The sequence below is a fragment of the Collinsella sp. AM12-1 genome (genome assembly GCF_003472325.1).
Lineage (GTDB): Bacteria > Actinomycetota > Coriobacteriia > Coriobacteriales > Coriobacteriaceae > Collinsella.
This window is the reverse complement of sequence record NZ_QRLS01000019.1, coordinates 11,074-36,096: the sequence shown is the minus strand read 5'-3', so window position 1 is coordinate 36,096 and position 25,023 is coordinate 11,074. Positions and strand designations below refer to the sequence as shown.

The following is a 25,023-nucleotide window of genomic DNA, read 5'->3' as shown; positions in this document are numbered from 1 at the left end:
CTATTTGCTCAATGTGTTCGGCTGAGATCGGAAATCAACCAGGTCGTGCCGTGCTGTCTACTTTTTACGGTGCAAGAAGCGCGCGATATCTTCTTCGGTGGGGCTTTTGATGTCAAAGCGCAGCGAGAGCCAGCGCAGACCCATGGTCACGACAACGCATACGACCAGCGCGGCGACATTGCTCATGATGCCGCTCATAACGAGACACACATAGCTTGTCGATCCGGCGATGGCGGCGATGGCATAAAAGTTAGTACGTTGGAAAATGCCCGGAACCACGCCCATAAAGCCGTCGCGCAACATGCCGCCGCCCACCGCGGTGAAAAAGCCCATCATGATGCACACCGCCGGCGCAAAGCCGTAGACCAGCGCCTTGTCTGCTCCAGTGGCGGCGTAGATGCCGACCGAGATGATGTCGAGCAGGGGAATGAGTTTTTCGGGTTTGTCGACGATTGCCGGGAAAATATAGATGATGGCTGCCGTGGCAATGGAAAGTGGCAGCGCCATCGGCTGGTTGAGGATGTAGACGTTGCCCACCTGCAGCGTCATATCGCGCAAAAGACCGCCGCCCAGACCGCAGACCACCGCGAGCGCGACCGCGCCCACCAGGTCGAGCTTGTGCTCGCGCGCAACCAGCACACCCGAGATCGATGCAGCGACAACAGCGAACATCTCGAGCCAAAACGGAATGGCGACCATGGCATCCGATGCATGTGAGGTAATGGTCATAGCGGCGACGACGGGCAAGATGGGGTCCTTTGGATTACGGATTTGGACAATGCCCGTACATAGTACATGTTCGGTGCCGATTGCGACCCTATTGCTCGGTAAACGGTCGGGACTGGATGCGGGCGTGGCGTTACTGGAATGCCAGGGATCCAAAACATGTACGTCACCCTCCAAAAACGACATTTTTCGACATCTTTGGAGGCTGACGTACATGTTTGGATTGAGCTCACAGCATGAGTGAGTTGATTTACTCACATCCGGTATATTTCCCCACTTCAACGGACATAAGAGTTGGATACCGGCTCAGAGCGAGAGGCCCTCAATGGATACCCCTGTTCTCATTTCGCATAAAACCGCATGGCTTGTCCATCATGCACCCCAGAATTTGGTTCAGTCTCTTGCGCGGCACGACTACCAGATAGGCGCACAAGGCATCTCCACCCAGCAACGTGTTGCGCGCATACAACAGGCCCTTACCGACTGCGGCATTCCGTCCGATATGCTTAAGACTATCGATATCGCGGTTGTATTCGAATTTGAGCGAATTCGTACCAAAGGCGTCGTTTGCCACATTCTTGGACAAAATCTTCCCTACGAGCATATTAACGAGTTGACGCCCGGAATCTTCATCACCGACGAAGCCTTCACCTTCGTGCTCGCTGCCGAGTGGATGGATAGGATCGAATATCTCGAATATGGCTATGAAGTTTGCGGCGATTATCGCATGAGGCTCAATCCCGCCGACCCTTATACCGAGCAACCAGCCACCACCTCCAAGGATGAAATAACCGAACTGCTCGATCGGCACCCCGGCAAACCCGGTGCCACACGTGCACGGCTCGCGCTCAGGCACATCTACGATCACTCGGCCTCGCCTATGGAGACCGCTTCGGCAATCGCCCTCTCGCTCCCAACAAGCGAAGGCGGCGTTGGCATTAGAGGTATCGAACTCAACAAACCGCTCGAGATCCCTCAACGTCTCTGGCATTGCGCCAAAGCTCGAACACTCAAAATCGACGCGCTCGTGACCCATAAGCGCAGGGAGCTCGGTATCGAATATAAGGGCGGTTTTCACGATGAGCTCGAGCGCAAAGGAGCAGATGCGGAGCGAGAGGCCGTTCTCTCCCAAATGGGATATCGAATCGTTACGCTCACTTCGGCTCAGTTCGGCAGCCAGCTCGCCTTTCACCGCGCCATGAACAACATTCGCGAAGCACTCGGCATGCCTCGCTGTACCGACACCGGGTACCAGAGAAAACAAAACGAACTACGCAAGGCACTTATCCGCAACTGGAAAAGCATGCGAGACGAGGAGGCGCCTTTCGAATAGTGCCGCTCCCGTGAGCTCAATCCAAACGTGTACGTCAGCCTCCAAAGATGTCGAAAAATGTCGGTTTTGGAGGCTGACGTACATGTTTGGGGAAGCGTGGGATCGAGACGTATTTCGATAACAAAAAAGCTCCCATTCTTGGGAGCTTTCTCAATCTAAATGGCGGAGGAGGAGGGATTCGAACCCTCGTGACCTTATACAGGCCAAACGGTTTTCGAGACCGCCGCATTCAACCACTCTGCCACCCCTCCGCGTGGGGTAAAAACAAAGCAGGCTCGAAGGCCTGCTTTGGAATTAACTGGCGGAGAGTCAGGGATTTGAACCCTGGAGACGCTTTTGACGCCTACACGATTTCCAATCGTGCTCCTTCGGCCACTCGGACAACTCTCCGTTAAATGCGAAAGTCAGTATACACGAGGAATCGCAAAGTGCAAACAGAAAAGTTGGCATTTTTTAAAACGCTCGGCCGCGCTTGGCGTTGCAGTGGGGTTTGAGGTGCCAAAAAACGGCTTCCGACCAGCGTGGTTGATCAACTCAATTGTTCAAAAGGGGTATTCATGAGCGACTTGGCAATGAATTTAAAAATCTTTGGTTGGTGCTGTGCGCCACTGGTATGCATTTTGCGACCACAGCCTTGTACCCGTTGACCTGCGGCTTGGCTCAGCTTGTCCCCACGGCGCCGTATCTTGTCTATAGTTCCGTCAAGCTCTTGGTCAGCATTTGGTTGGAATACGCGAGATGGGCCGTGCGAGTATGGGCATATGTGGAGGTCATGAGGTTGTAGCTGCATATTATTGCGGCCTGGGAGGTTGAAAGATATTATTACCAAGTCTTTTCCTGCTTCAGGCGCACCTTCACGACCTGAAGCCACATTTGCCCAGAGGAGGTGACAATATGAAGGCTTATGAACTGCTGTTCTTTGTTGACCCGTCGCTCGACCCCGAGACTCGTCTCGCTGTTATGAAGCGTATCGATACCACGATCGCTGAGGGCGCTGGCAAGGTCGACTCCGTTGACGAGTGGGGCAAGCGCAAGCTCGCCTACGAGATCAACGACCTCACCGATGGTGACTACACCCTCATCAACTTCCACGCAGATCCTACCCAGATCGCCGAGCTTGATCGCGTCCTGCGCATCACCGACGCTGTGGTCCGCCACATGATCGTCCGTCGCGACGACCAGGAGTAAGACTGTCGTTTTGGACTGGGCTTGTGCCCCAAGAGGAAGTAGTGAGTTATGAGCATCAATCGAGTGAACATCACCGGTAACCTCACCCGCGATCCCGAGCTGCGCGCCACCGCCGGCGGAACCCAGGTTCTGTCCTTTGGCGTCGCCGTCAACGATCGTCGCCGTAACGCGCAGACTGGCGAGTGGGAGGACTATCCCAACTTTGTCGACTGCACAATGTTCGGCACCCGCGCCGAGGCCGTGAGCCGTTTCCTGGCAAAGGGAAACAAGGTCGCGATCGAGGGCAAGCTGCGCTACAGCTCTTGGGAGCGCGACGGTCAGCGCCGGAGCAAGCTTGAGGTCATCGTCGATGAGATCGAGTTTATGAGCTCCCGTGGCGGCCAGGGTGGCTACGATCAGGGCGGTTACGCCCCCGCAGCTCCCGCGCCCGCAGCACGTCCTGCCGCACCGGTGGCTACGCCGCCCGCGGTCGACGTCTACGATGAGGACATCCCGTTCTAAGGGTTGTTCACCTATTTTTGAGTGAGAGGCGGCTTCGGTTCGCCGAAGTTGCCAAATGAAAGGTATTTTGACATGGCTAATGATTTTTCTGCACGTCAGCCGCGTCGTAAGTACTGCCAGTTCTGCAAGGAGAACACTGAGTTCATCGACTATAAGGACACTCAGCTTCTCCGTAAGTACATGACCGATCGTGGCAAGATCAAGCCCCGTCGCGTCACTGGCGCTTGCACGCAGCATCAGCATGACATCGCCAACGCCATCAAGCGCGCCCGCGAGATGGCTCTCCTGCCGTACACCGTCCCCGTGGTTTCCTCTCGTGGCAACCGCGACCGCGGCTAAGAAGGGAGACGCATCATGAAGGTTATTCTTCTCGATGAGATCAAGGGCAAGGGCGGCGAGGGTGACGTCGTAGAGGTCGCTCAGGGTTACGCTGAGAACTTCCTGTTCCCCAAGAAGCTCGCTGTTGCCGCCACCAAGGGCAACCTCAAGCAGCTCGACGAGCGTCGCAACAACATCGCCAAGCGCGAGGCCGTCCGTCTGGCTACCGCCAACGAGACCAAGGCTGCCCTCGAGGGCAAGCAGGTCACCGTTGACGTCAAGGTCGGCGACGAGGGCATCCTCTTTGGCTCTGTTACCGCCGCTATGATCGCTGACGCCATCAAGGCTCAGCTCGGTATGGACATCGACCGCAAGCGCGTCGAGCTCGGTAAGCCCATCAAGGTTGCCGGTGCCCACACCGTTGCCATCTCGCTGTACCGCGAGATCAAGGCCGAGGTTGTCGTTCTCGTCGGCGTTACCGCCGAGGAGCTCGCTGCCGAGGCTGAGGTCGAGGAGGCCGCTGAGGTCGCCGAGGCCGAGACCGCCGAGGTCGAGACTGAGGCTGCTGCCGAGTAGCATTTGCTGCAACGCAACAATCTTGTTCTAAGAAGGGCGCTCTGGGAGACCAGGGCGCCCTTTTGTTTTCTACGCTCGGCGAGCGCCATGGCAGGCGTTGTGGTGAAGTCCCAAATGCGGGACCGTTCATCCGTTTGGTTCGGTGATGATTGCCGGCGCGCGGCGCGTTTTGGGACCGTGGCTGATACTATGGATGCTCGCAAGCGATATGAATGAGGATGCTCATGGCATATGACGATAGGGAGACCGGGCTGACGGTTGAGGACCGCGGCTCAAAGTTGGGTCTTCCCCAAAACCAAGATGCAGAGGCCAATGTACTGGCCGCTATGCTGCTATCGCCCGAGGTGGTCGAGGAGGCCCAGGTCGAGCTGCAGCCCGATGACTTCTACCGGCCCATTCATAAGACCATCTATACCGCGATGGTCGATATGTACAACAGCCGCATTCCCATCGACTCCATCTCGCTGATCGATTACCTGCGAAGCATCAACAAGCTCGATGCCGTGGGCGGCGAAGCGTACATTTTGGAGTTGATGGGTCAGACCCTGTCGCTCGTCAACTGGCAGCACCATGCCGCCATCGTTCGCCGCGATTCGATGCTGCGTGAGCTGATCGGCGCCACCAACGAAATCAACGCGCTGGCATATAACGCCCCCACCGACACCAAAGAGGTCGTGGAGCTGGCCGAGAGCAAGCTGCTCAAGGTCACGGCGCGCGAGGTCAAGTCGAGCTACAAGACGCTGACCGAGTTTATGGTCGAGGCCTATAACGAGGCCGAGGAAGTGTGCCAGGCAGGCGGCCAGGCTGCGGGCGTGCCCACGGGCTTCCCGTCGCTCGACCGCATGCTCATGGGTTTTCGCGAGGGCCAGCTCATCATTATCGGCGCCCGTCCTGCTGTAGGTAAGACGTCGTTCGCCTTGAACCTGGCGCTCAATGCTGCCGCCGCTGGTTATACCGTCGGTTTCTTCTCGCTGGAGATGTCGGGCAAGGAAATTGCCCAGCGTCTGATTTGTGCCTATGCCATGATCTCGATCAGCGACTTCCGTACGGGTCGCATTAGCCCCGAGCAGTGGGCCAATATCAACGAGGCCACGCAGACCTTGTCCAAGCTCGATATTCTGATCGACGATACGCCCGGCACCACGGTGACCGAGATCCGCGCCAAGAGCCGCCGCATGCTCCACAACAAGGAGAAGGCCATCATCATCCTGGACTACCTGCAGCTGGTGAGTCCTCCGCCGGGACGCCGCTCCGAGAGCCGCACCGTCGAGGTTTCGGAGATGTCGCGTGGTCTGAAGATCATGGCCAAGGAGCTCAAGATCCCGCTCATCGCGCTGTCACAGCTCTCGCGTCAGGTCGAATCCCGTACCGGCAAGCGCCCACAGCTTTCCGACCTTCGTGAATCGGGCTCCATCGAGCAAGACGCCGATATCGTTATGTTCTTGGACCGCTCCGCCGACGAGGCCGAGGCCTCGCGCGACGATCGACCCGACGAGGGCGTTACGCGTATCGTCGTGGCCAAGAACCGTTCGGGCCCGATCGGCGACGTCGACCTGATGTTCCTACCGGCATCCACCAAGTTCTATGAGCTTGATGGGGCACATGCCGAGGAGTAGGACAGGCGCCCGTTGCACGGGTATACTGGGAATGTTTTGTGCTTCTGCGTGCCGGCGTGGCGCGTAGACAGTCCATGAATGTAAGGAGTAAACATGCCGTCAACCGTTTTGGTCGGTGCCCAGTGGGGCGATGAGGGCAAGGGTAAGATTTGCGACCTGGTCGCCGGCGACTTCGATGCCGTCGTGCGCTACTCGGGCGGCAACAACGCCGGTCACACCATCGTCGTCAACGGCAAGAAGTACGGCCTGCACCAGGTGCCTTCCGGCATCATGTATTCCGACCACGTGTCGGTGATCGGTAACGGCTGCGTCGTCAACCCCAAGGTTGTCCTTGAGGAGATTGACATGTTCGAGGCCGACGGCATCACCACCAAGAACCTCAAGATTAGCGGCAACGCGCATGTCATCATGCCGTACCACATCGATCTGGATGGCGCCTTTGAGCAGAAGCTCGGCAAGAAGAACATCGGTACCACCAAGCGCGGTATCGGTCCGTGCTATCAGGACAAGATGGCCCGCATTGGTCTGCGCATGCAGGACATGCTGGACGAGACGCTGTTCCGCGACAAGCTGGAGACCGCTCTCGCCCGCGTGAACCCCGAGCTCGAGCTCATCTACAACCTGCCCACCTACACCGTGGACCAGATTTGCGACGAGTACCTGCCGATGGCCGAGCGCCTGCGTCCCTACATCACCGAGACGAGCCTGCTGCTCAACAACATGATCGATGAGGGCAAGAACCTGCTGTTTGAGGGCGCCCAGGCCACGCTGCTCGACATCGACCACGGCACCTATCCGTACGTGACGTCTTCCAACTGCACCGCCGGCGGCGCCATCACCGGCTCCGGCGTGGGCATGAAGAACGTCGACCGCGTGCTGGGCGTCCTGAAGGCCTACATCACCCGCGTCGGTTCGGGCCCCATGCCCACCGAGCTTTCCTATGAGTCCGAGGCCGGCCACACGCTGACCGAGGAGGGCTATGAGTACGGCGTGACCACCGGTCGCCGTCGTCGTTGCGGCTGGTTTGACGGCCCTATCGCCAACTATGCCTCGCGCGTCAACGGCCTCACCGACATCGCCGTGACCAAGCTCGACGTGCTTTCGGCCTTCGACACCATCAAGGTGTGCGTGGCCTACGACGTCGATGGCGAGCGCTACACGAGCGTGCCCGAGCACCAGGTGCGTTTTGAGCATGCCAAGCCCATCTACGAGGAGCTCCCTGGCTGGAAGTGCGACATCACCGGCTGCCGCAGCTTTGACGAGCTGCCGCAGGAGGCCCAGGACTACGTGGCGTTTATCGAGGATCTGGCACACACCCGCGTGACGTTTATCGGCGTCGGCGCCGGTCGTGAGCAGATCATCAACCGATTCTGGAAGTAATCGGTTCATACGGTTATTGCGATATACCCCTTCGCAGCCCGGACGGGCGGCCGAGGGGTATATTTGCTTGTAATGGGCCCGCATGGTTGGCGGGCCGTTCATTCATAGAGGAGGCACCCTTGAAGGCGGACACTCAAACCATCGACATCCTGTTGTTGGGCAGCGGCGGCCGCGAGCACGCTCTGGCGGCCAAGCTCGCAGCATCACCGCGCGCCGGCAAGCTCTACATTGCGCCGGGCAACGGCGGTACCGCGAGCTGCGGCGAGAACGTTGTTCTCGACGATTGCGATCCTGCGGCCGTGGCGGCGTTTGCCCAGAGCCACGGATGCGGACTCGTGGTAATTGGCCCCGAGGCTCCGCTCGTGGCGGGCGTGGCCGACGCCGTGCGCGCGGCGGGTATTCCCTGCTTTGGCCCGGGTGCCGAGGGCGCTCAGATGGAGGGCTCCAAGCTGTTCTCCAAGCAGCTCATGGAGCGTGCGGGTATTCCGACGGCAGTCTACGGCTCATTTACCGACGAGGCTTCGGCGCTCGCCTACGTGCGCGAGCAGGGTGCCCCGCTGGTCGTGAAGGCCGACGGCCTTGCCGCGGGCAAGGGCGTTATCGTGGCGACCGAACTTGAGCAGGCCGAGGAGGCCGTGCGCGAGTGCTTTGGCGGCACCTTTGGCGATGCCGGCAACACCGTGGTCATCGAGGAGATGCTGACCGGTCCCGAGTGCTCGCTGCTTGCCTTTACCGACGGCAAGACCGTGCGCCCCATGGCCACCTCGCAGGACCACAAGCGCGCGCTCGAGGGCGACAAGGGCCCCAACACCGGTGGCATGGGCGTCTACAGCCCGGTGCCCATCGTGACCGACGAGGAGCACGCCACGATGGTGAAGGTCATGGAGCAGACCGTGGCCGAGCTTGCTGCCGAGGGCATCGACTACCGCGGCTGCCTGTATGGCGGCTTTATGCTCACCCCCGCCGGCCCCAAGGTGCTGGAGTTCAACGCCCGCTTTGGCGACCCCGAGACGCAGGTCGTGCTGCCGCGCCTTAAGAATGACCTGGTCGAGGTCATGCTGGCTTGTGCCAACTGCGAGCTCGATCAGATTGAGCTCGACTGGCGTGACGAGTGGGCCGTGGCCGTTGTCCTGACGAGCGCGGGCTACCCCGGCAGCTACGAGAAGGGCAAGGTCATCACCGGTATTGAGGATGCCGAGGCCATGGAGAACGTGACTGTGTACCACGCGGGCACTGCCGTGGTGGACAGCCAGCTCGTGACCAATGGTGGCCGCGTGCTTGCCGTGACCGCTCTGGGCGACACGTTCGAGAACGCTCGCAACCTTGCCTACGAGGCCTGCGAGAAGATTGATTTTGAGGGTAAGACCCTGCGTCACGACATCGGCTTGCGCGCGCTGCGCGGCCGCGACGCCTGGGATGCCTAAAATCCGAGAGGAATGAGACGGATGGACGAGAAGAACGAAGAGCTCGTGGACGCGCAGATCGTCGAGGAGGACAGCCGCATGTATGGGCACGCCGAGGGCGAGCCTGGTGGCGAGGTCGCTGACGAGCCGGCGCTGGTGCTGGGCGACGACGACCCGCACGATGCCGAGCTGCACGAGAAGATTCTTTCGGAGGAGTGCGCCTGGAAGGGCAAGATCCTCGACGTCCACCGTCTTGAGGTTGAGCTGCCCAACGGTCGCCGCAGCGCCCGCGATATCGTTCGCCATCCGGGTGCGGCGGCCGTTGTGGCACTGACCGAGAGCGGCAAGATCGTACTGGTGCGTCAGTACCGCACCGCCATCGACCGCGTGACGGTCGAGATTCCCGCCGGCAAGCTCGACCCGGGCGAGGACCCGCTCGATTGCGCCAAGCGCGAACTGCATGAGGAGACGGGCTTTAGGGCCGGTCGTATTCGCTTTTTGACGTCGATTGTCACGTCATGCGGTTTTTGCGATGAGATCATCCACATCTACTTGGCTACCAAGCTCGAGTTTGATGCGCCCAACCCCGATGATGACGAGTTTGTCAACGTGGACCTGGTGCCGCTGCACGAGCTGATCGACGCCGTGCTCGACGGCAAGATCGAAGACGCCAAGACCGTTGTAGGCGCGCTTGCCTGCGACAGCATCGCACACAGGCTGGGCGGAGCGGAGATTTAACGAGCGGGAATGATCCCGCAGGTTTGTGTAAGTCAGCGAAAGTGCTCCATTTGAGACAAGGTGGCCTAAAAGAGGAGGGAAGCGTATGGATATACGCGACCGACGATTGAAGGCCAGATTGTCCAAATGGAGCACTTGCAGCGTCGAGATGAAACGCGGTTTGGTAAAACCGCGTAAGGTGATTATGCTGAAGCGTTTTCTGTCTTATTACAAGCCCCAGATGGGGCTTTTTGTTGCTGATACTGTTTGCGCTCTGGTGCTTGCCGCCATTGACCTGGCGTTCCCCATTATCCTGCGCAATTTGACCGGTGGGCTGTTTACTCAGGGTCAGGCTGCCATTATGCAGGCGCTCGGCATGATCGCGGTGGGCTTGGTGTTGATGTATGCCGTCCGCTGCGCCTGCCGCTACTTTGTGAGCTATTGGGGTCACGTGATGGGCGCGCGCATGGAGTCCAAGATGCGCGAGGACCTGTTTGACCAGTATGAGCGCTTCAGCTTTGCGTACTTCGACCGCAACAGCTCGGGCGACATGATGAGCCGCGTGGTCAACGACCTGTTCGATATCTGCGAGGCGGCGCATCACGTGCCCGAGTGGATCATCATCTGCGGCATCGAGATTATCGGCTCGTTTGTGATCCTCTTTACCATCGCCCCGGTGCTGGCGCTCGCCATGGCCGTGGTGACGGCGGCGTTTGCGGCCATCATGTTTTGGCAGAACATGCGCATGCGCGATGTCTTTAGCGACAACCGCAAAAAGATCAGCGGCATCAATGCGCAGCTGCAGGATTCGCTGGCGGGCATGCGCGTGGTCAAGAGCTTTGCCAATGAGGAGACCGAACGCTTCAAGTTCCGCGCCTCAAACAATCGCTATCTTTCGTCCAAGGAGAACATGTATCACGCCATGGGCGTCTATACCGCGACGTATGGCCTGCTTTCGGGTGTGCTCTATGTGATCGTGGTGCTGCTGGGCGGCTGGCTGGTCGCCCAGGGGCAGCTGCAGGCGGTCGATATGGCGACCTTTGCACTCTATATTTCGCTGTTCTGCACGCCGCTCGAGACACTCGTCAATTCGGCCGAAACGTATCAGAAGGCTATCGCCGGCTTTAAGCGTATGGACGAGGTGCTCTCGACCGCGCCGGATATCCAGGACAAGCCGGGCGCTACGGATCTGCAGGTGACTGCCGGCGCCGTGGAGTATCACGACGTGTGCTTTAACTACGAGGATGTTGAGCTGGGCGAGGGCGATGCCGACGAGCGTCCCGTTATCGACCATATGGACCTGTCCATCAAGCCCGGGCAGACCATCGCTTTGGTTGGCCCTTCGGGCGGTGGCAAGTCCACGACCTGTTCGCTGCTGCCGCGCTTTTATGACGTGGCCGCCGGATCCATTAGCATCGACGGCCAGGACGTGCGCGATGTGACGCAGCAGAGCCTGCGTCGCGCCATCGGCCTGGTGCAGCAGGATGTCTATCTGTTTGACGGCACGATTGGCGAGAACATCGCCTACGGCAAGCCGGGCGCTACGGCAGGAGAGATCGCCGAGGCCGCCCGTCGCGCCAACATCGATGCCTTTATCGAGTCGCTTCCACAGGGCTATGACACGGTCGTGGGCGAGCGCGGCAGCCGTCTTTCGGGCGGACAGAAACAGCGCGTTGCCATCGCGCGCGTGTTTCTCAAGAATCCCAAAATCTTGATCTTGGACGAGGCGACGAGTGCTTTGGATAACGAGAGCGAGGAGGCGGTCCAGGAGTCGCTCGAAGAGCTGGCACGCGGCCGTACCACAATCATCATCGCCCACCGTCTCTCGACCATTAAACACGCCGATGAGATTGCGACCGTTGAGCATGGTCGCGTTGTGGAGCGTGGCACGCACGAGGAGCTTCTCGCCCGTGGCGGCACCTATGCCCGTTACTATCGAATGCAGTTCGAAGGTGCGCGTGCGCACGAGCTCGACTGATTGATATGACAGGAAGGTTATGGCTGACAAGAACCCTTTGACTCCGGAAGAAGTGACGGAGTTATTCTCCGAAATCGATGCATCCGGTGTCTTGGATCCCACGCTTGCCAAAAAGCGAACCGAGCGCATGCGTGAGAAGGAGGCTGCGGCCAAGCGCGGTGACAAAGCGGCGCTAGCGCAGCTGCGCAGCGAGGACCGCGCGAGCCAGGCAAAACATATCGACCCGCTGTCCGAGGACGATCCTTCGGGCTCGCAGGTGAGCCATACCATTACGAAGACTGCCATGGCCGTGGTTATCGGCATCTTGGTGCTGATCGTGGGCATGCAGATTGGCTACGGCGTGATGCGTCGTCTGAACACCGCCAACCTGTCCGAGAGCGTTTCGGTCGATACCGTTTCGACGGCGCTGAAGGGCGGCCTCGAGTGGGGCAACGGCTTTACGCAGTTCCCGCTCGACTTTACCGTCGATGAAGCCGATGAGCGTACGGGCACGGTCGAGGTGACGGTGTTGGACACATCGTCTGCCAACGAGCTCGAGCTGCTGTCCAACGGGCAGATTCAGGCCGCGGCGCTTGCGACCAACGCGTTGCTCAACGATAAGATTGATCGCGTGGTGTATAACGTTCACGCCTATATCGACGAGGATAGCAATACTCAGCACGATTCCTTCTTTGGCATGTTTCCCGCCCAGGGCCACCAGAGCGCCATCCTGACGTTCGTGTGGACCAAGAGCTCATCCAACGCTACGAGTATCGACTGGAAGATGCGCATCGTGAGTATGGATGACACTATCGCCGAGCGCATTCAGAAGCAGGTGAACTCGGTGTCGTCGTTGATTGAGGACCCGGTGGTGAGCCAGACCAAGATTGACGAGGAAAAGGCCGAACGTGACCTGGAGCATCGTCTGCATGGCCGCGAGATTTTCCGCGGCGGCAAGCCCGATCGCACACCGTCCGAACTGCTGGGACAGGACAAGAAAAAGTAAGACGCCATCATCCCGCGTGAGCCACAAGCCCCGCGGGATGATTTTTCTGGGACGGGGATTAAAAATCATTATGCATAGAAAGTCATAATTATCATTTCGTAAACATTTCGATGAAATTAACGCCATGAGGCATGCTTGCGGTTACAATACCGCGAGGCCTAACTACACACCTTTAAGCCGGTCCTGTGAGACCGGGAAGGAGAATTATGGCGAACAACCATACCGCGGGCGCTGCCGCCCGCACCTTCGCGCCCAGCGAGCTTTGCCAGCGTATGCTGGCCAAAACCAGCAAGGGCACCTGCGGTCCCTGCATCCTGTATCTTGAGGATGGGACCATTTTTTATGGACGTGCATGCGGCGCCGAGGGCACCGCGACCGGCGAAGTCTGCTTCAACACCTCGCTCGAGGGCTACTTTGAGGTCATGACCGACCCGAGTTATGCCGGCCAAATCGTAACCACGACCTATCCGCAGATCGGCAACTACGGTATCGACGAGACCGACGTCCAGTCGGCCTTCCCCGGCGACGCCGTGCGCCCTGCGAGCGCTCCGGCTATGCGCGGCATGATCGTTCGCGACATGTGCGCCACGCCTTCTAACTGGCGTTCGGCCGTCAGCGTGCCGGAGTATCTGCGCGCCCACGGCATCGTCGCTATCGAGGGTGTCGACACCCGCGCCCTGGTGCGCCATCTACGCGACAATGGTTCCAAGATGGGCATTATTTCGACTGAGATCTTCGACGTCGACGAGCTTGCCGAGCGTCTGGCCGCAGCGCCCACGCTGGTAGGCGAGAACCTGGTCAAGACCGTAAGTTGCCCTGAACCCCACGTCTTTGTCGCGAGCGATCTGCCTGCCACGCATGACTTTGCGCTGGCTCCCGCTGCTCCCGCCCGCCACAACGTGGTCGCGTACGACTGCGGTGTGAAGCGCGGCATTCTGGAGGGGCTGGTTCGCGCCGGCTGCGACCTTACCGTCGTGCCGTGGGACACGCCCGCGAGTGAGGTGCTCGACATGAATCCCGACGGCGTCTTTTTGTCCAACGGCCCCGGCGACCCCGATGCCGTGGTGGAGACCTACGAGCAGGTGCAGCAGCTGATCGGCAAGGTGCCGGTCTTTGGTATTTGTCTTGGTCACCAGATGATCAGCCTGGCCTGCGGCGCCCAGATGGAAAAGCTTAAGTTCGGTCACCGCGGTGGCAACCAGCCGGTCATGAACCTGGTGAGCCGTCGCGTGGAGATCACCGCGCAAAACCATGGCTTTGGCCTGCTGTTTCCCAGCTTGGGCAAGCTTGTCCCCGAGCTTTCCGGCGGCGAGACCGAGCATGCGGCCGATGGAGATCTGCGCGTCTGGGTGCGCCGCGGAATCGCGCCGGTCGTGATGAACGAGCGCTTCGGCCGCATTCGCCTAACACATGTGAACCTCAACGACGGCACCGCCGAGGGCATCCAGCTGCTCGACGCCCCGTGCTTCTCGGTCCAGTACCACCCCGAGGCCTCGCCTGGCCCCACCGATGCCCACTATCTCTTTACCGCCTTTACGCGACTCATGGACGGCGAGGAGAACTACCTGGACATCGACACCGCGAAGGACCGCCTGGCTGGCTGGAATTTCGCCGAGACCGCCGCGACCGAGACCGAGGAGAACTAACATGCCGAAACGTACTGACATCAAGCGTATCCTCGTTATTGGTTCGGGCCCCATCGTTATCGGTCAGGCATGTGAGTTCGACTACTCCGGCGCCCAGGCCTGCAAGGTGCTCAAGGAGGATGGTTTTGAGGTCATCCTGGTCAACTCCAACCCGGCGACCATCATGACCGACCCGGGTCTTGCCGACCGCACCTATGTCGAGCCCATCACCGCCGAATTTATCGAGCGCGTAATCAAGAAAGAGCGCCCGGACGCGCTGCTGCCCACGCTGGGCGGCCAGACCGGTCTGAACGCCGCCGTCGAGCTGGCAAAGGACGGCACGCTCGACAAGTATGGCGTCGAGATGATCGGCTGCGACCTTGCCGCTATCGAGCGCGGCGAGGATCGCAAGCTCTTTAACGAGGCCATGGCCGAGATTGGTCTGGAGGTCGCGCGCTCGGGCTATGCCTACAGCGTGGCCGACGCCGAGGCTATCGCCGAGCGCGTGGGCTATCCCTGCGTACTGCGCCCGAGCTTTACCCTCGGCGGCGCCGGCGGCGGCATCGCTCACACTCACGAGGAGCTCGTCTCCATCGTGAGCCAGGGCCTGGAGCTCTCGCCCGCCCACGAGGTGCTGGTCGAGGAGTCCATCGAGGGCTGGAAAGAGTACGAGATGGAGGTTATGCGTGACCACGCCGGCAACGGCATCATCGTGTGCTCCATCGAGAACCTCGACCCCATGGGCGTGCATACCGGCGACTCCATCACCGTGGCGCCGGCGCAGACGCTCTCCGACCTTGAGTATCAGCGCATGCGCGTGGCCTCGCTCGCCATTCTTGAGAAGATCGGCGTCGAGACCGGTGGCTCCAACGTGCAGTTTGCCGTGAACCCCAACACCGGCCGCCTGATCGTCATCGAGATGAACCCGCGCGTGAGCCGCTCGTCCGCCCTCGCTTCCAAGGCCACGGGTTTCCCCATCGCTAAGGCCGCCGCGCGCCTGGCCGTGGGCTACACACTCGACGAGATCGTCAACGACATTACCAAGGCAACGCCTGCCTGCTTTGAGCCCACGATTGACTATTGCGTGGTCAAGGTGCCGCGCTTTGCCTTCGAGAAGTTCAAGGGTACCGACCCCACGCTCACCACGCGCATGAAGGCCGTGGGCGAGATTATGGCGATCGGCCGCACCTTTGAGGAGGCCTTCGGCAAGGCCATGCGTTCGCTGGAGGACGGGCATCAGGGCATCTGCGCCGGTGGCAAGGAGGGCGCTGACAAACTGAGCGATGATGAACTCGCCCAGGCCGTGGGCACCCCGACTGAGCACCGCATCTTCTTTGTGGTCGAGGCCCTGCGCCGCGGCTGGGATGTTGCGCGCATCCACGCCATTTGCGGTATCGATCCGTGGTATCTCAATCGCATCAACGATATGGTGCAGGTCCAGGAGAGCATCCGCGGCCTGCGTGTGGAGGATATCGACGCCGACGCGATGCGCCTGCTCAAGCAGTATGGCACGAGCGACGCCGAGATCGCCGCGCTGACCGGCTCGGACGAGCGCTTTGTGCGCGCCTACCGCAAGGGCTTGGGCGTGGTCCCCAGCATGAAGACGGTCGATACCTGCGCTGCGGAGTTCTCGAGCGCCACGGAGTACCACTACAAGACGTACGAGAACATCTACCGCACAAGCCCGGATGCCAAGAAGTGCGTGGCTCCCGACGAGACCACGCCGGCGGGCAAGCCCAAGGCGATGATCCTGGGCGCCGGCCCCAACCGCATTGGCCAGGGTATCGAGTTCGATTACTGCTGCGTGCACGCGAGCTACGCGCTGGCGGCCCGCGGCTTTGAGACCATCATGGTCAACTGCAATCCCGAGACCGTCTCGACCGACTATGACACGTCCGACCGCCTGTACTTTGAGCCGCTCACCTACGAGGACGTCATGGACGTCATCGATGTTGAGCGCCCCGACGGCGTCGTGGTGACGCTCGGCGGCCAGACCCCGCTTAAGCTGGCGCGCATGCTCGAGGAGAGCGGCGTGAACATCATGGGTACTAAGCCCGACGCCATCGACTTTGCCGAGGACCGCGAGCGCTTTGCCGCCCTGCTCGACAAGCTGGGCATTATGTATCCGCCGGCGGGCCAGGCAACCTCGTTTGAGGAGGCCGAGGCCGTGGCCGCGCACATCGGCTACCCGCTGCTGGTGCGTCCGAGCTACGTGCTGGGCGGCCGCGGCATGATGATCGCCTACGATGCCGAGCATCTGCGCGATTACATGGCCGAGGCCGCGCGCATTAGCCCCGACTACCCGGTGTATCTGGACCGCTTCCTGGAGGGTGCAATCGAGTCGGACGTCGACGCCCTGTGCGACGGCGAGGAGGTCTACATCGGCGGTATCCTGGAGCATATCGAGGAGGCTGGTATCCACTCCGGCGACTCCGCGACCTGCATTCCGCCGTTTAGCTTTAGCGAGAGCCTGCAGGCAAAGCTTCGCGAGACCACGCGCCGCATCGCGATGGCGCTGGGCGTGCGCGGCCTGGTCAACGTGCAGTACGCCATTAAGGGCGAGACCGTCTACGTGATCGAGGCAAACCCGCGCGCGAGCCGCACTGTGCCGTTTATCTCCAAGGCCACCGGCGTGCCGCTGGCCAAGTGCGCGGCGCGCATCATGGCGGGCGATTCCATCGCGAGCCTGGGCCTGCCGAGCGACGAGCGTCAGCTGGACTGGTTCTGCATGAAGGAAGCCGTTATGCCCTGGGGCCGTTTCCCGGGAGCCGACGTTATCCTGGGACCCGAGATGAAGTCGACGGGCGAGGTCATGGGTATCGCCAAGAGCTATCCCGAGGCATACGCCAAGACGCAGCTGGCGATTGACTACAAGCTGCCCGACCCGAGCGCCGGCAAGGTGTTCATTAGCGTGTGCGACCGCGACAAGCGTCATATCCTTTCGGTTGCGCGCATCCTTCGCTACCTGGGCTTTGATATCTGCTCCACCGAGGGTACGGCGCGCGTGCTGCGCGGCGGCAACGTGACTTGCGAGGTCGTGGAGAAGATTAGCGGCCCGCACGACGGCGAGCGTCCCAACATCGGTGACCTCATCGCCGATGGCAAGATTGCGGTAATCATCAACACGCCGTACGGCCCGGGTTCGCGTGGCGACGGCTACCTGCTACGTACCGAGGCCGTGCGCCGCGGCGTGACCTGCGTGACGGCGATGTCTGCGGCCAACACGTACGTGAGTGCCATCGAGGCCGTGCGCGAGGACCAGCAGGGTCACGGCAGCGCCAACGACATGGGCATGGACGTCATCGCCCTGCAGGACCTGCCGCAGCACACGGTGTAGTTGACCTGGCCGGCCGGGGCGGGAGGGGCCGAGATTTCCCCCTTTCGCTCCGGCTGCAAGCAGAGTCGCTCAGGAGGAAACTCGGCCCCTCCCGCCCCGGCCTACGGTGACTCGGTTGCACCGTGTGCTGCCGAAGGGGCTTTGCGCGATGACTAGGGCTGAAAAAGAAAGTGAGTGTGGGCCCTGCCGTTCGTTCGAGCGGCAGGGCCCACTCTTTGTATGGAGGCCTTTTTACTGTTAGTCGAGGACGCCTCTGGACAGTTAGTTCAAATTCGTGTTTTCTAGAGAGTAGGAGAAGGTCGATTTGGACTCATTCAGCCTATTTTTGGCAATCTGAATCGATAAAGACGCTCTGTCAAGCTGGGAACGGCCCAATACTGGGTCCGCGCCGGCTTCCAAGCGGCAGTTTCGTGCCCAAGGCCACGGCCAAATTATACGTATCTGAACTAACTGCCCATCACTCTCCGCCAACCTTTTTATCCAAACCAAATCAGCCAACGTACGTCATGGCAATCTCCGGTAGGTCGCAGGGCGGCGGTCGAGCTTTTCTCTCGGGAAACTTCGCGAAGCCCAGTTCCCGAGGGAAAGGTATGGTCTGTGTAATACCAGATAAACAGTACATTTTTGCTAGATTGGTATTTGACTGAAGAACCAATTGGTATGGCTTATTAAGCCCACCTTGCCGCTGACGCTCATTTTACTGCCGCTGGTGGACTTCCGAACTTGGTTGCGCAAGTGCTCCCATATATTGATATGACCTAGTAGGTGGCTATCTGGTTACTACCAGTTGGCCCCTTGGTAACGGGTGGCCCCATTGTGCGGAATGTACCGAACATCCCCGTTTGATACGTTTTCCCATGCTGCCGGGGGGGCGTCCTCGGCACCTCAGCATCTCGGAAGAAAGGAGACCAGGTGCGCAGGAATTCCATTTTTACGAAACGGTGGGTGAAGGGAAGCGCGGTCCTCGTTGCCACTGCAGCGACGCTCGTGTTTGCCAATCCCCAGCAGGCGATTGCCACGCCACTCAAGGGCGTCGACTCGGCGACCGTGTCCCAGTCTGCCTCGAATGTCGTCGACATCGATTTCGCTGACGGCATCAAGGGCCGTATTACGTTCCTCGAGGACGGTATTTTCCGTTATAACGTCGACCCCAAGGGTGAGTTTTCCGAGTACGCCACGCCGCGCAGTAAGTCCCACACGGCTAAGATCCAGGCTCAGCCCGATACCTCGGACACCTACAGCAAGCCGAGTGCGACGGTTGCCGACAAGGGCGACACTATCGAGATCACCGGCGGAAAGGCGACCGTGATCCTGGACAAGGCGACTGGCAAGATGGGTATCAAGTCAGGCGACCGTGTCGTGGTTTCCGAGTCCGCGTCCCTCGACCTTGATAAGAAGGGTACCGTCCAGACGCTCGCCAAGGAGAAGTCCGAGAACTTCTTTGGCGGCGGCACCCAGAACGGACGCTTCCTGCACACCAACCAGACCATCGCCATCTCCAACACGAACAACTGGACCGATGGCGGCGTTGCCTCGCCCAACCCGTTTTATTGGACGAGTGACGGCTACGGCGTGCTCCGAAACACGTTTGCAGAGGGTTCCTACGACTTCGGTTCCACGGACTCATCGACGGTCACGACTTTGCACAGCGAGAATGAGTTTGATGCCTACTACTTCGTGGCGACCAACGAGGGAGCTTCGAACGTGGCAACTGAGATGCTGCAGGACTACTACAAGGTGACCGGTAACCCGGTACTGCTGCCCGAGTACGGGTTCTACCTTGGTCATCTTAATGCCTATAACCGTGATGGCTGGTCAACGACCTCGGGTCAAAAGAAGTGGGAGACCAAGGGCAGCAAGTCCTCGAGCGAGAAGGGCGACGTTAAGTACGAGTCTGGCATGTCGACGGGCTACAAGCTCGACGGCACACTTGCGGCCGAGACGCTCAACGGTGAGGGCCCTACGGTTGATACCGAGAACATGAAAGCGACCGATTTCGACCGCCAGTTCTCTGCTCGGCAGGTTATCGATGACTACGAGGACAGCGACATGCCGCTCGGCTGGTTCCTGCCGAACGACGGCTACGGCGCCGGCTATGGCCAGAACGGTTACTACAAGACCGGCGGCGTCAACTCCGACGGAGCGAGCTCGGCCGACCGTCTTAACGCTGTGCGTGCCAACGTCGACAACCTTAAGAAGTTCACCGAGTATGCCAACTCAAAGGGTGTGAGCACGGGCTTGTGGACCCAGTCCAACCTTGAGCCCGACAGCAACCCTGAGACCCCGTGGCATCTGCTTCGCGACTTCGACGCCGAGGTCAAGACGGGAGGCATCACTACCCTTAAGACCGACGTTGCCTGGGTTGGATCTGGCTACTCCTTTGGTCTTAATGGCATCAAGACAGCTTATGACACGGTGACGACCGGCGCTAACAAGCGCCCCAACATCATCACGCTCGATGGTTGGGCCGGCACGCAGCGCTTTGGTGGCATTTGGACCGGCGACCAGTATGGCGGTAACTGGGAGTACATTCGCTTCCATATCCCCACGTATATCGGTCAGAGTCTTTCGGGCAACCCCAACATCGGCTCCGACATGGACGGCATCTTTGGCGGCGACCCCATCATCTCTGCGCGTGACTACCAGTGGAAGACGTTCACGCCCTCTATGCTCGACATGGACGGTTGGGGCACCTACCGTAAATCGCCCATGACGCACGGCGATCCCTACACAGGCATCTCGCGCTTCTATCTCAAGCTCAAGGCGCAGCTCATGCCCTATATCTACACGAGCGCGGCCTCGGCGGCCAACATCGACACGGGTAACGGCGATGCCGGCCTGCCCATGATCCGCGCCATGCTGCTTTCTGACAACTCCGAGTACGCCGCAAGCACTTCGACGCAGTACCAGTATATGTTCGGTGAGAACTTCCTAGTGGCACCGGTGTATCAGGATACCCAGGCAGATGAGAACGGCAACGACATTCGCAATGGGATCTACCTCCCCAACTACGGCACCGACGAGAATCCCACCATCTGGATCGATTACTTCTCGGGTAAGCAGTATCGCGGCGGCCAGGTTCTCAACAACTACGAGGCTCCGCTTTGGAAGCTGCCGCTGTTTGTGAAGGCCAACGCTATCGTGCCGATGTACGCCGAGAACAACAACCCCGAGGCAGTGAGCGACACCAACACCAAGGGTACCGACCGCAGTCAGCGTATCGTCGAGTTCTTCGCCACCGAGGGCGACGGCACCTTTACGCAGTACGAGGACGACGGCTCCTCCATCGAAAACAACACGACTGAGGACGATTCCTACGGCACGATCGACAATATCTCCTACGGTGAGCATGTGAGCACCGTCTACAGCTCCAAGGCCGCAGGCGGCACCGCGACCTTTACCGCCGAGGCCTCGCAGGGCGGCTACAACGGCTACGACTCCAACCGCACCACGACCTTCGTGGCCAATGTGTCCGCCAAGCCCACGAGCGTCGTCGCCAAGAACGGCGGATCCGCACTCAACGTGGTTGAGGTCAACTCGCAGGAGACCTTTGACGCCGCGACCCCCGAGGCCGGCCAGGCGGTCTACTTCTACAGCGAGACCCCCAACCTCAACCACTACGGCAGCGATGCGGACGGCACCGAGGCCGAGCAGGGCGAGAGCTTCAACAACACCAAGATCACCACGAACCCCAAGGTCTACGTCAAGTTCGCGAAGACCGATGTTGCTGCAGCGGCGCAGACGCTTGAGCTGGGCGGTTTCGTGAACGCCGACGCAACGCTCACAGCCGATCGCCTCAACGAGAACCTCTCCGCACCCACGAACCTTGCTGCCCCCGAGGACGTCACGACCCCAACGAGCATCAAGCTCACCTGGGGAAAGGTCGAAGGTGCTACCTCCTACGACCTTAAGGTCGACGGCACTGTGTTTGCCGTGGGTGATGCGGCCGAGTTCACGCACACCGACCTCGCCTACAATAGCAAGCACACCTACCAGATTCGTTCGCGCAACGCCGAGGGTTACTCCGCCTGGAGCGATGTGCTCGAGGCGAACTCCGCACTCGATCCGTGGCGGAACGTCCCCGACGCCGAGCAAATCACCTGGGAGGGCTCACTTTACGGCAGCCATAAGGCCGAGCTCGCCTTCGACCATGAGTTCCAGTCGGGCGACGGCGGTTTCCACTCCGGTGGCAACGATCTGGGCAAGGCGCTTACCGTTGACTATGGACGCGCTTACAAGCTCGATAAGCTCGAGTACTATCCGCGCGATGACGCCGGCAACGGCACTGTGACCAAGATGCGTGTTGAGACGAGTCTCGATGGCGTCCACTGGACGAGCCAGGAGGTCGATTGGGCACGTTCCGCTGATTGTAAGACGGTAGCGTTTGACGGCACCGTGGCCGCCCGTTACGTGCGCATGACACCGCTCGCCTCGGTCGGCAATTTCTTCTCCGCGTCCGAGATTGCCATCTACAAGACCGACGGCACGGATGGCTTCGCCGTGGGCTCCAACCTCAACAAGGCCACGATCTCCGACGGAGACTACTCCAACATGAAGAACTACCTGGGCCTCGAGAATCGCGAGCCCGATACCCCGACGTTCGGTTCGCAGATCCGCGACCACTTCGCCGACCTCAACGATAACGGCGTTTACGACGTCTACGATTACTCGTTCACCATGGCGGGTCTTGACGGTGGCACTAAACAAAAGGGCAAGGTCGCAGGTTCGCTCGCGGCGATACCGAGCAAGACCGAGGTCGAGGCTGGTGATGAGATCACCGTTGATGTCTATGCGGCCGACGCCAAGAACGTCAACGCCCTGGGCGCTCTCGTCAACTTCAAGAGCGACCAGTTCGAGTTTGTGTCCGAGAGCATCGCGCAGGACGGCTCGACTGCCGGCATGGAGAACCTGTCTCGCGAGAAGGTCCAGTTCGCGGACAGAACGCAGACTATCAATCTCGCCTTTGCCAACCGCGGCGATGGCAAGCTCTACAACGGTACCGGCGCGGTGGCGAGTTTCAAGCTCAAGGCCAAGACCGCCGGCAAGGTCGAACTGCCCTCGACATCTTGGCTCATCGGTCCGGCATGCGACGCGCTTGAGTTTGCGAGCGACGGCACGGTGACGATGCCGGATGTTCCTCAGCCAACGGTCGCCGAGTACGGTCAGGATGCCTTCAACATCACGATGACCAACGATGAGCTCACGACCGACGACGGGACCAACGTCGAGAAACTTATCCAGCAGAAGAGCTATAACGCGCTGTTCGATAATAACGAGGGCGACAACGGCTTTGAGTTCCTATGGGACTGGAGCGGCAACTGGGACAGCGAGGGTAAGCTTCCGAGTTACGTGAAGCTTCCCACCACGATGACATTCGCATTTAAGACGCCGTCGAAACTCGATAGTGTCAAGGTCGTTAACCGCAACGGTGGCAACGGAACCGTGCAGAAGATCAAGGCTGTCGTGACGTTCGAGGATGGCTCGACCCAAGAGTTCGCGGGCGGGGAGTACGATTCCTTCCGGGCTCGCTACGCCTTTGGCCTCTCTGCCGAGAACAAGGGCAAGAAGGCGACCAAGGTCGAGGTCACGCCGCTTGAGGCATCGGGTGACCAGATGCTCACACTGCGTGAGGTCAACTTCAACTACACGCAGGGTGTCGAGGCCATCGAGGGTGTCGAGCTAGGCAAGAACCAGACCGAGTTCTTTGAAGGCGACGTTACGCTCGTCGACGCCAAGGCCACGCCTGAGAGCGCCGGCTACCCCTATGTGACGGTCGAGAGCTCCGACCCCTCCGTGGTAAGCGTCTCCGCTGTTCAGGCTGGCGATAGCGTGAGCTACTACCTGCGTGCCAACAAGGCCGGCAAGGCAAAGATCACGGTGGCGTCGGTACTCGACCCCTCCAAGACCGCATCCTATGAGGTCGAGGTCAAGGCTGGTGTCGATACCTCTGCGCTCGTGGCAGCGCTTTCCAAGGCCATGGGCTACAGCGAGTCCGTCTACACTAAGGATTCCTATGCAGCTCTCACCACTGCGGTCGAGGCGGCTCGGAAGCTCCTCGACGGCGGCCAAGGCAGCTATAGCAAGAAGGATGTCGCAGACGCCACAGCCAAGATCGAGAAGGCAATCGACGGCCTCAAGATGCGCCCTGTCGATGAGAAGATTCTCATCAACACGCCCGAGAACCGCAAGAACGTCAAGGTGGCCGGCTTCTCGAGTGAGGCCGACTACGAGGGCAGCAACGCCGTCAACGCTCTCGACGGCGACGAGCGGACGCTTTGGCACAGCGACTGGGCCCATGGGACCGGTATGCCCCAGTATCTGAGTGTCGACCTGGGCCGCGACTACGATCTCACCGACGTTACATTCCTGCCGCGCCAGGACGGCGGCACTAACGGCGATATCTTCGAGGCCGAGATACTGGTCTCCGACACTGCCGACGGTTATGAGATGGGCACCGCCGTATCGATGGGTACGTTTGCCTTCGACAACGACGGCCACGTACTCACCGACCGTGGCGACTGGAAACAGATGAGCTTTGGCGCCGCGCGCGGTCGCTACGTGACCGTCAAGGTGATTCACGCCGGCGGTGGCGACGTCGATGCCTACTGCAGCGTGGCGGAGCTCAAGTTCTACGGTACGGCCGTTCCCGATCCGGTGTCGAAGGATGATCTCGCTACCGCGATCGAAAAGGTTGATGCCGAGGTTGCTGCCGGCGACCTCAAGGCCGGTGACTACACCGAGGCCTCCTGGACGGCGCTCGAGAACGCCCTGGCGAGCGCCCGCGCCATCTTGAGCGACGAGAACGCCACGCAGGACGAGGTCGACCAGGCGCTCAGGGCGCTCGAGAGCGCCCGCGGCGCGCTCGAGAAGACCCCGGTGGCCCCGGTCGAGAATCCGACTAAGAAGCAGCTCAAGGCCCTGGTCAAGCAGGCGAAGGAGACTGACACCAGGGGCAAGACGGCCGAGTCTGTCAAGGCCCTGACGGATGCCATTACCTACGCCGAGGACGTCTTGGGTGATGAGAATGCTTCCGACACCCAGCTCCAGGCGGCCTATGACCAGCTCAAGCTGGCTATTGAGAGCCTCAAGGATGCCGATTCCGGCAATCAGGGCGGCTCGGGCAACCAGGGTTCCGGCAATGGCTCGAACGGCGGCAACCAGGCGGGCAAGCCCGCAGGCGACAAGGCCCAGGGCAGCAAGAAGAACGGTTCGGCGATTCCCAATACCGGAGACCAGACGGCGGCGACCGTCGCGACCGTCGGTGGTCTTGGCGCCATCATCGCCGCGATCGGCGCTCTCTTCCATCGTCGCAGCAAGGCTAAGTAGCCCCAGCAACAGCT

General features: G+C 60.2%; 15 protein-coding genes and 2 tRNA genes. 14 read left to right on the top strand and 3 right to left on the bottom strand.

Annotation, left to right across the window (positions count from 1 at the left end):
* Positions 1–57: 57 nt before the first annotated feature.
* Positions 58–747, bottom strand: a complete 690-nt coding sequence (locus DW136_RS08635; protein WP_226790508.1) for a trimeric intracellular cation channel family protein — start codon at positions 745–747, stop codon at positions 58–60.
* A gap of 304 nt (positions 748–1,051) precedes the next feature.
* On the opposite strand from DW136_RS08635, the gene DW136_RS08630 reads away from it, so the two are divergent.
* Positions 1,052–2,059 carry a hypothetical protein gene (locus DW136_RS08630; RefSeq protein ID WP_118289430.1) on the top strand — a complete coding sequence of 336 codons (1,008 nt, stop codon included), beginning with the start codon at positions 1,052–1,054 and terminating at the stop codon, positions 2,057–2,059.
* Positions 2,060–2,219: 160 nt separating this feature from the next.
* Here DW136_RS08630 and DW136_RS08625 read toward each other — a convergent pair.
* Positions 2,220–2,310 (bottom strand) — tRNA-Ser (locus DW136_RS08625).
* Between the two features lie 48 nt (positions 2,311–2,358).
* A tRNA-Ser gene (locus tag DW136_RS08620) sits at positions 2,359–2,449 on the bottom strand.
* 504 nt (positions 2,450–2,953) lie between these two features.
* On the opposite strand from DW136_RS08620, the gene rpsF reads away from it, so the two are divergent.
* The 13 genes from rpsF (at position 2,954) to DW136_RS08555 (ending at position 25,009) form a co-directional block, all read left to right on the top strand.
* Entirely contained in the window at positions 2,954–3,247 is a 294-nt protein-coding gene (gene rpsF, locus DW136_RS08615; RefSeq protein ID WP_006235831.1) for a 30S ribosomal protein S6, read from the top strand.
* Positions 3,248–3,295: 48 nt separating this feature from the next.
* Entirely contained in the window at positions 3,296–3,748 is a 453-nt protein-coding gene (locus DW136_RS08610) for a single-stranded DNA-binding protein (protein WP_006235830.1), read from the top strand.
* A 72-nt stretch (positions 3,749–3,820) separates the two neighbouring features.
* Positions 3,821–4,087 carry a 30S ribosomal protein S18 gene (gene rpsR / locus DW136_RS08605; protein WP_006235829.1) on the top strand — a complete coding sequence of 89 codons (267 nt, stop codon included), beginning with the start codon at positions 3,821–3,823 and terminating at the stop codon, positions 4,085–4,087.
* Between the two features lie 15 nt (positions 4,088–4,102).
* Entirely contained in the window at positions 4,103–4,642 is a 540-nt protein-coding gene (gene rplI, locus DW136_RS08600; RefSeq protein WP_089572584.1) for a 50S ribosomal protein L9, read from the top strand.
* 218 nt (positions 4,643–4,860) lie between these two features.
* A complete protein-coding gene (gene dnaB, locus DW136_RS08595) occupies positions 4,861–6,258 on the top strand; it encodes a replicative DNA helicase (RefSeq protein ID WP_118205907.1) in 1,398 nt (465 codons plus the stop codon).
* Positions 6,259–6,351: 93 nt separating this feature from the next.
* Positions 6,352–7,638: an adenylosuccinate synthase gene (locus DW136_RS08590; protein WP_118289429.1), complete on the top strand. Its 1,287-nt coding sequence runs from the start codon at positions 6,352–6,354 to the stop codon at positions 7,636–7,638.
* 119 nt (positions 7,639–7,757) lie between these two features.
* A complete protein-coding gene (gene purD / locus DW136_RS08585; protein WP_118289428.1) occupies positions 7,758–9,062 on the top strand; it encodes a phosphoribosylamine--glycine ligase in 1,305 nt (434 codons plus the stop codon).
* A gap of 21 nt (positions 9,063–9,083) precedes the next feature.
* Positions 9,084–9,779, top strand: coding sequence for an NUDIX domain-containing protein (locus tag DW136_RS08580; protein WP_187361906.1), 696 nt, complete (start codon positions 9,084–9,086; stop codon positions 9,777–9,779).
* Positions 9,780–9,963: 184 nt separating this feature from the next.
* Complete coding sequence (locus DW136_RS08575) at positions 9,964–11,736, top strand: ABC transporter ATP-binding protein (protein WP_118289432.1); 1,773 nt, start codon at positions 9,964–9,966, stop codon at positions 11,734–11,736.
* 19 nt (positions 11,737–11,755) lie between these two features.
* Positions 11,756–12,721 (top strand): hypothetical protein, encoded by a 966-nt coding sequence (locus tag DW136_RS08570; protein ID WP_118289427.1) that lies wholly within the window; start codon positions 11,756–11,758, stop codon positions 12,719–12,721.
* Between the two features lie 206 nt (positions 12,722–12,927).
* Complete coding sequence (gene carA / locus DW136_RS08565) at positions 12,928–14,367, top strand: glutamine-hydrolyzing carbamoyl-phosphate synthase small subunit (protein WP_118289426.1); 1,440 nt, start codon at positions 12,928–12,930, stop codon at positions 14,365–14,367.
* A 1-nt stretch (position 14,368) separates the two neighbouring features.
* Positions 14,369–17,683 carry a carbamoyl-phosphate synthase large subunit gene (carB, locus tag DW136_RS08560; protein ID WP_118289425.1) on the top strand — a complete coding sequence of 1,105 codons (3,315 nt, stop codon included), beginning with the start codon at positions 14,369–14,371 and terminating at the stop codon, positions 17,681–17,683.
* Between the two features lie 945 nt (positions 17,684–18,628).
* Entirely contained in the window at positions 18,629–25,009 is a 6,381-nt protein-coding gene (locus DW136_RS08555) for a discoidin domain-containing protein (RefSeq protein WP_118289424.1), read from the top strand.
* Positions 25,010–25,023: the final 14 nt, after the last annotated feature.

Excerpts from the sequence above, each read along its gene's own strand:
- dnaB (WP_118205907.1), top strand. The coding sequence starts at position 4,861 with ATGCTCATGGCATATGACGATAGGGAGACCGGGCTGACGGTTGAGGAC.
- DW136_RS08630 (WP_118289430.1), top strand. The coding sequence starts at position 1,052 with ATGGATACCCCTGTTCTCATTTCGCATAAAACCGCATGGCTTGTCCAT.
- carB (WP_118289425.1), top strand. The coding sequence starts at position 14,369 with ATGCCGAAACGTACTGACATCAAGCGTATCCTCGTTATTGGTTCGGGC.
- DW136_RS08610 (WP_006235830.1), top strand. The coding sequence starts at position 3,296 with ATGAGCATCAATCGAGTGAACATCACCGGTAACCTCACCCGCGATCCC.
- rpsR (WP_006235829.1), top strand. The coding sequence starts at position 3,821 with ATGGCTAATGATTTTTCTGCACGTCAGCCGCGTCGTAAGTACTGCCAG.
- DW136_RS08580 (WP_187361906.1), top strand. The coding sequence starts at position 9,084 with ATGGACGAGAAGAACGAAGAGCTCGTGGACGCGCAGATCGTCGAGGAG.
- DW136_RS08570 (WP_118289427.1), top strand. The coding sequence starts at position 11,756 with ATGGCTGACAAGAACCCTTTGACTCCGGAAGAAGTGACGGAGTTATTC.
- carA (WP_118289426.1), top strand. The coding sequence starts at position 12,928 with ATGGCGAACAACCATACCGCGGGCGCTGCCGCCCGCACCTTCGCGCCC.
- rpsF (WP_006235831.1), top strand. The coding sequence starts at position 2,954 with ATGAAGGCTTATGAACTGCTGTTCTTTGTTGACCCGTCGCTCGACCCC.
- rplI (WP_089572584.1), top strand. The coding sequence starts at position 4,103 with ATGAAGGTTATTCTTCTCGATGAGATCAAGGGCAAGGGCGGCGAGGGT.
- DW136_RS08575 (WP_118289432.1), top strand. The coding sequence starts at position 9,964 with ATGCTGAAGCGTTTTCTGTCTTATTACAAGCCCCAGATGGGGCTTTTT.
- DW136_RS08590 (WP_118289429.1), top strand. The coding sequence starts at position 6,352 with ATGCCGTCAACCGTTTTGGTCGGTGCCCAGTGGGGCGATGAGGGCAAG.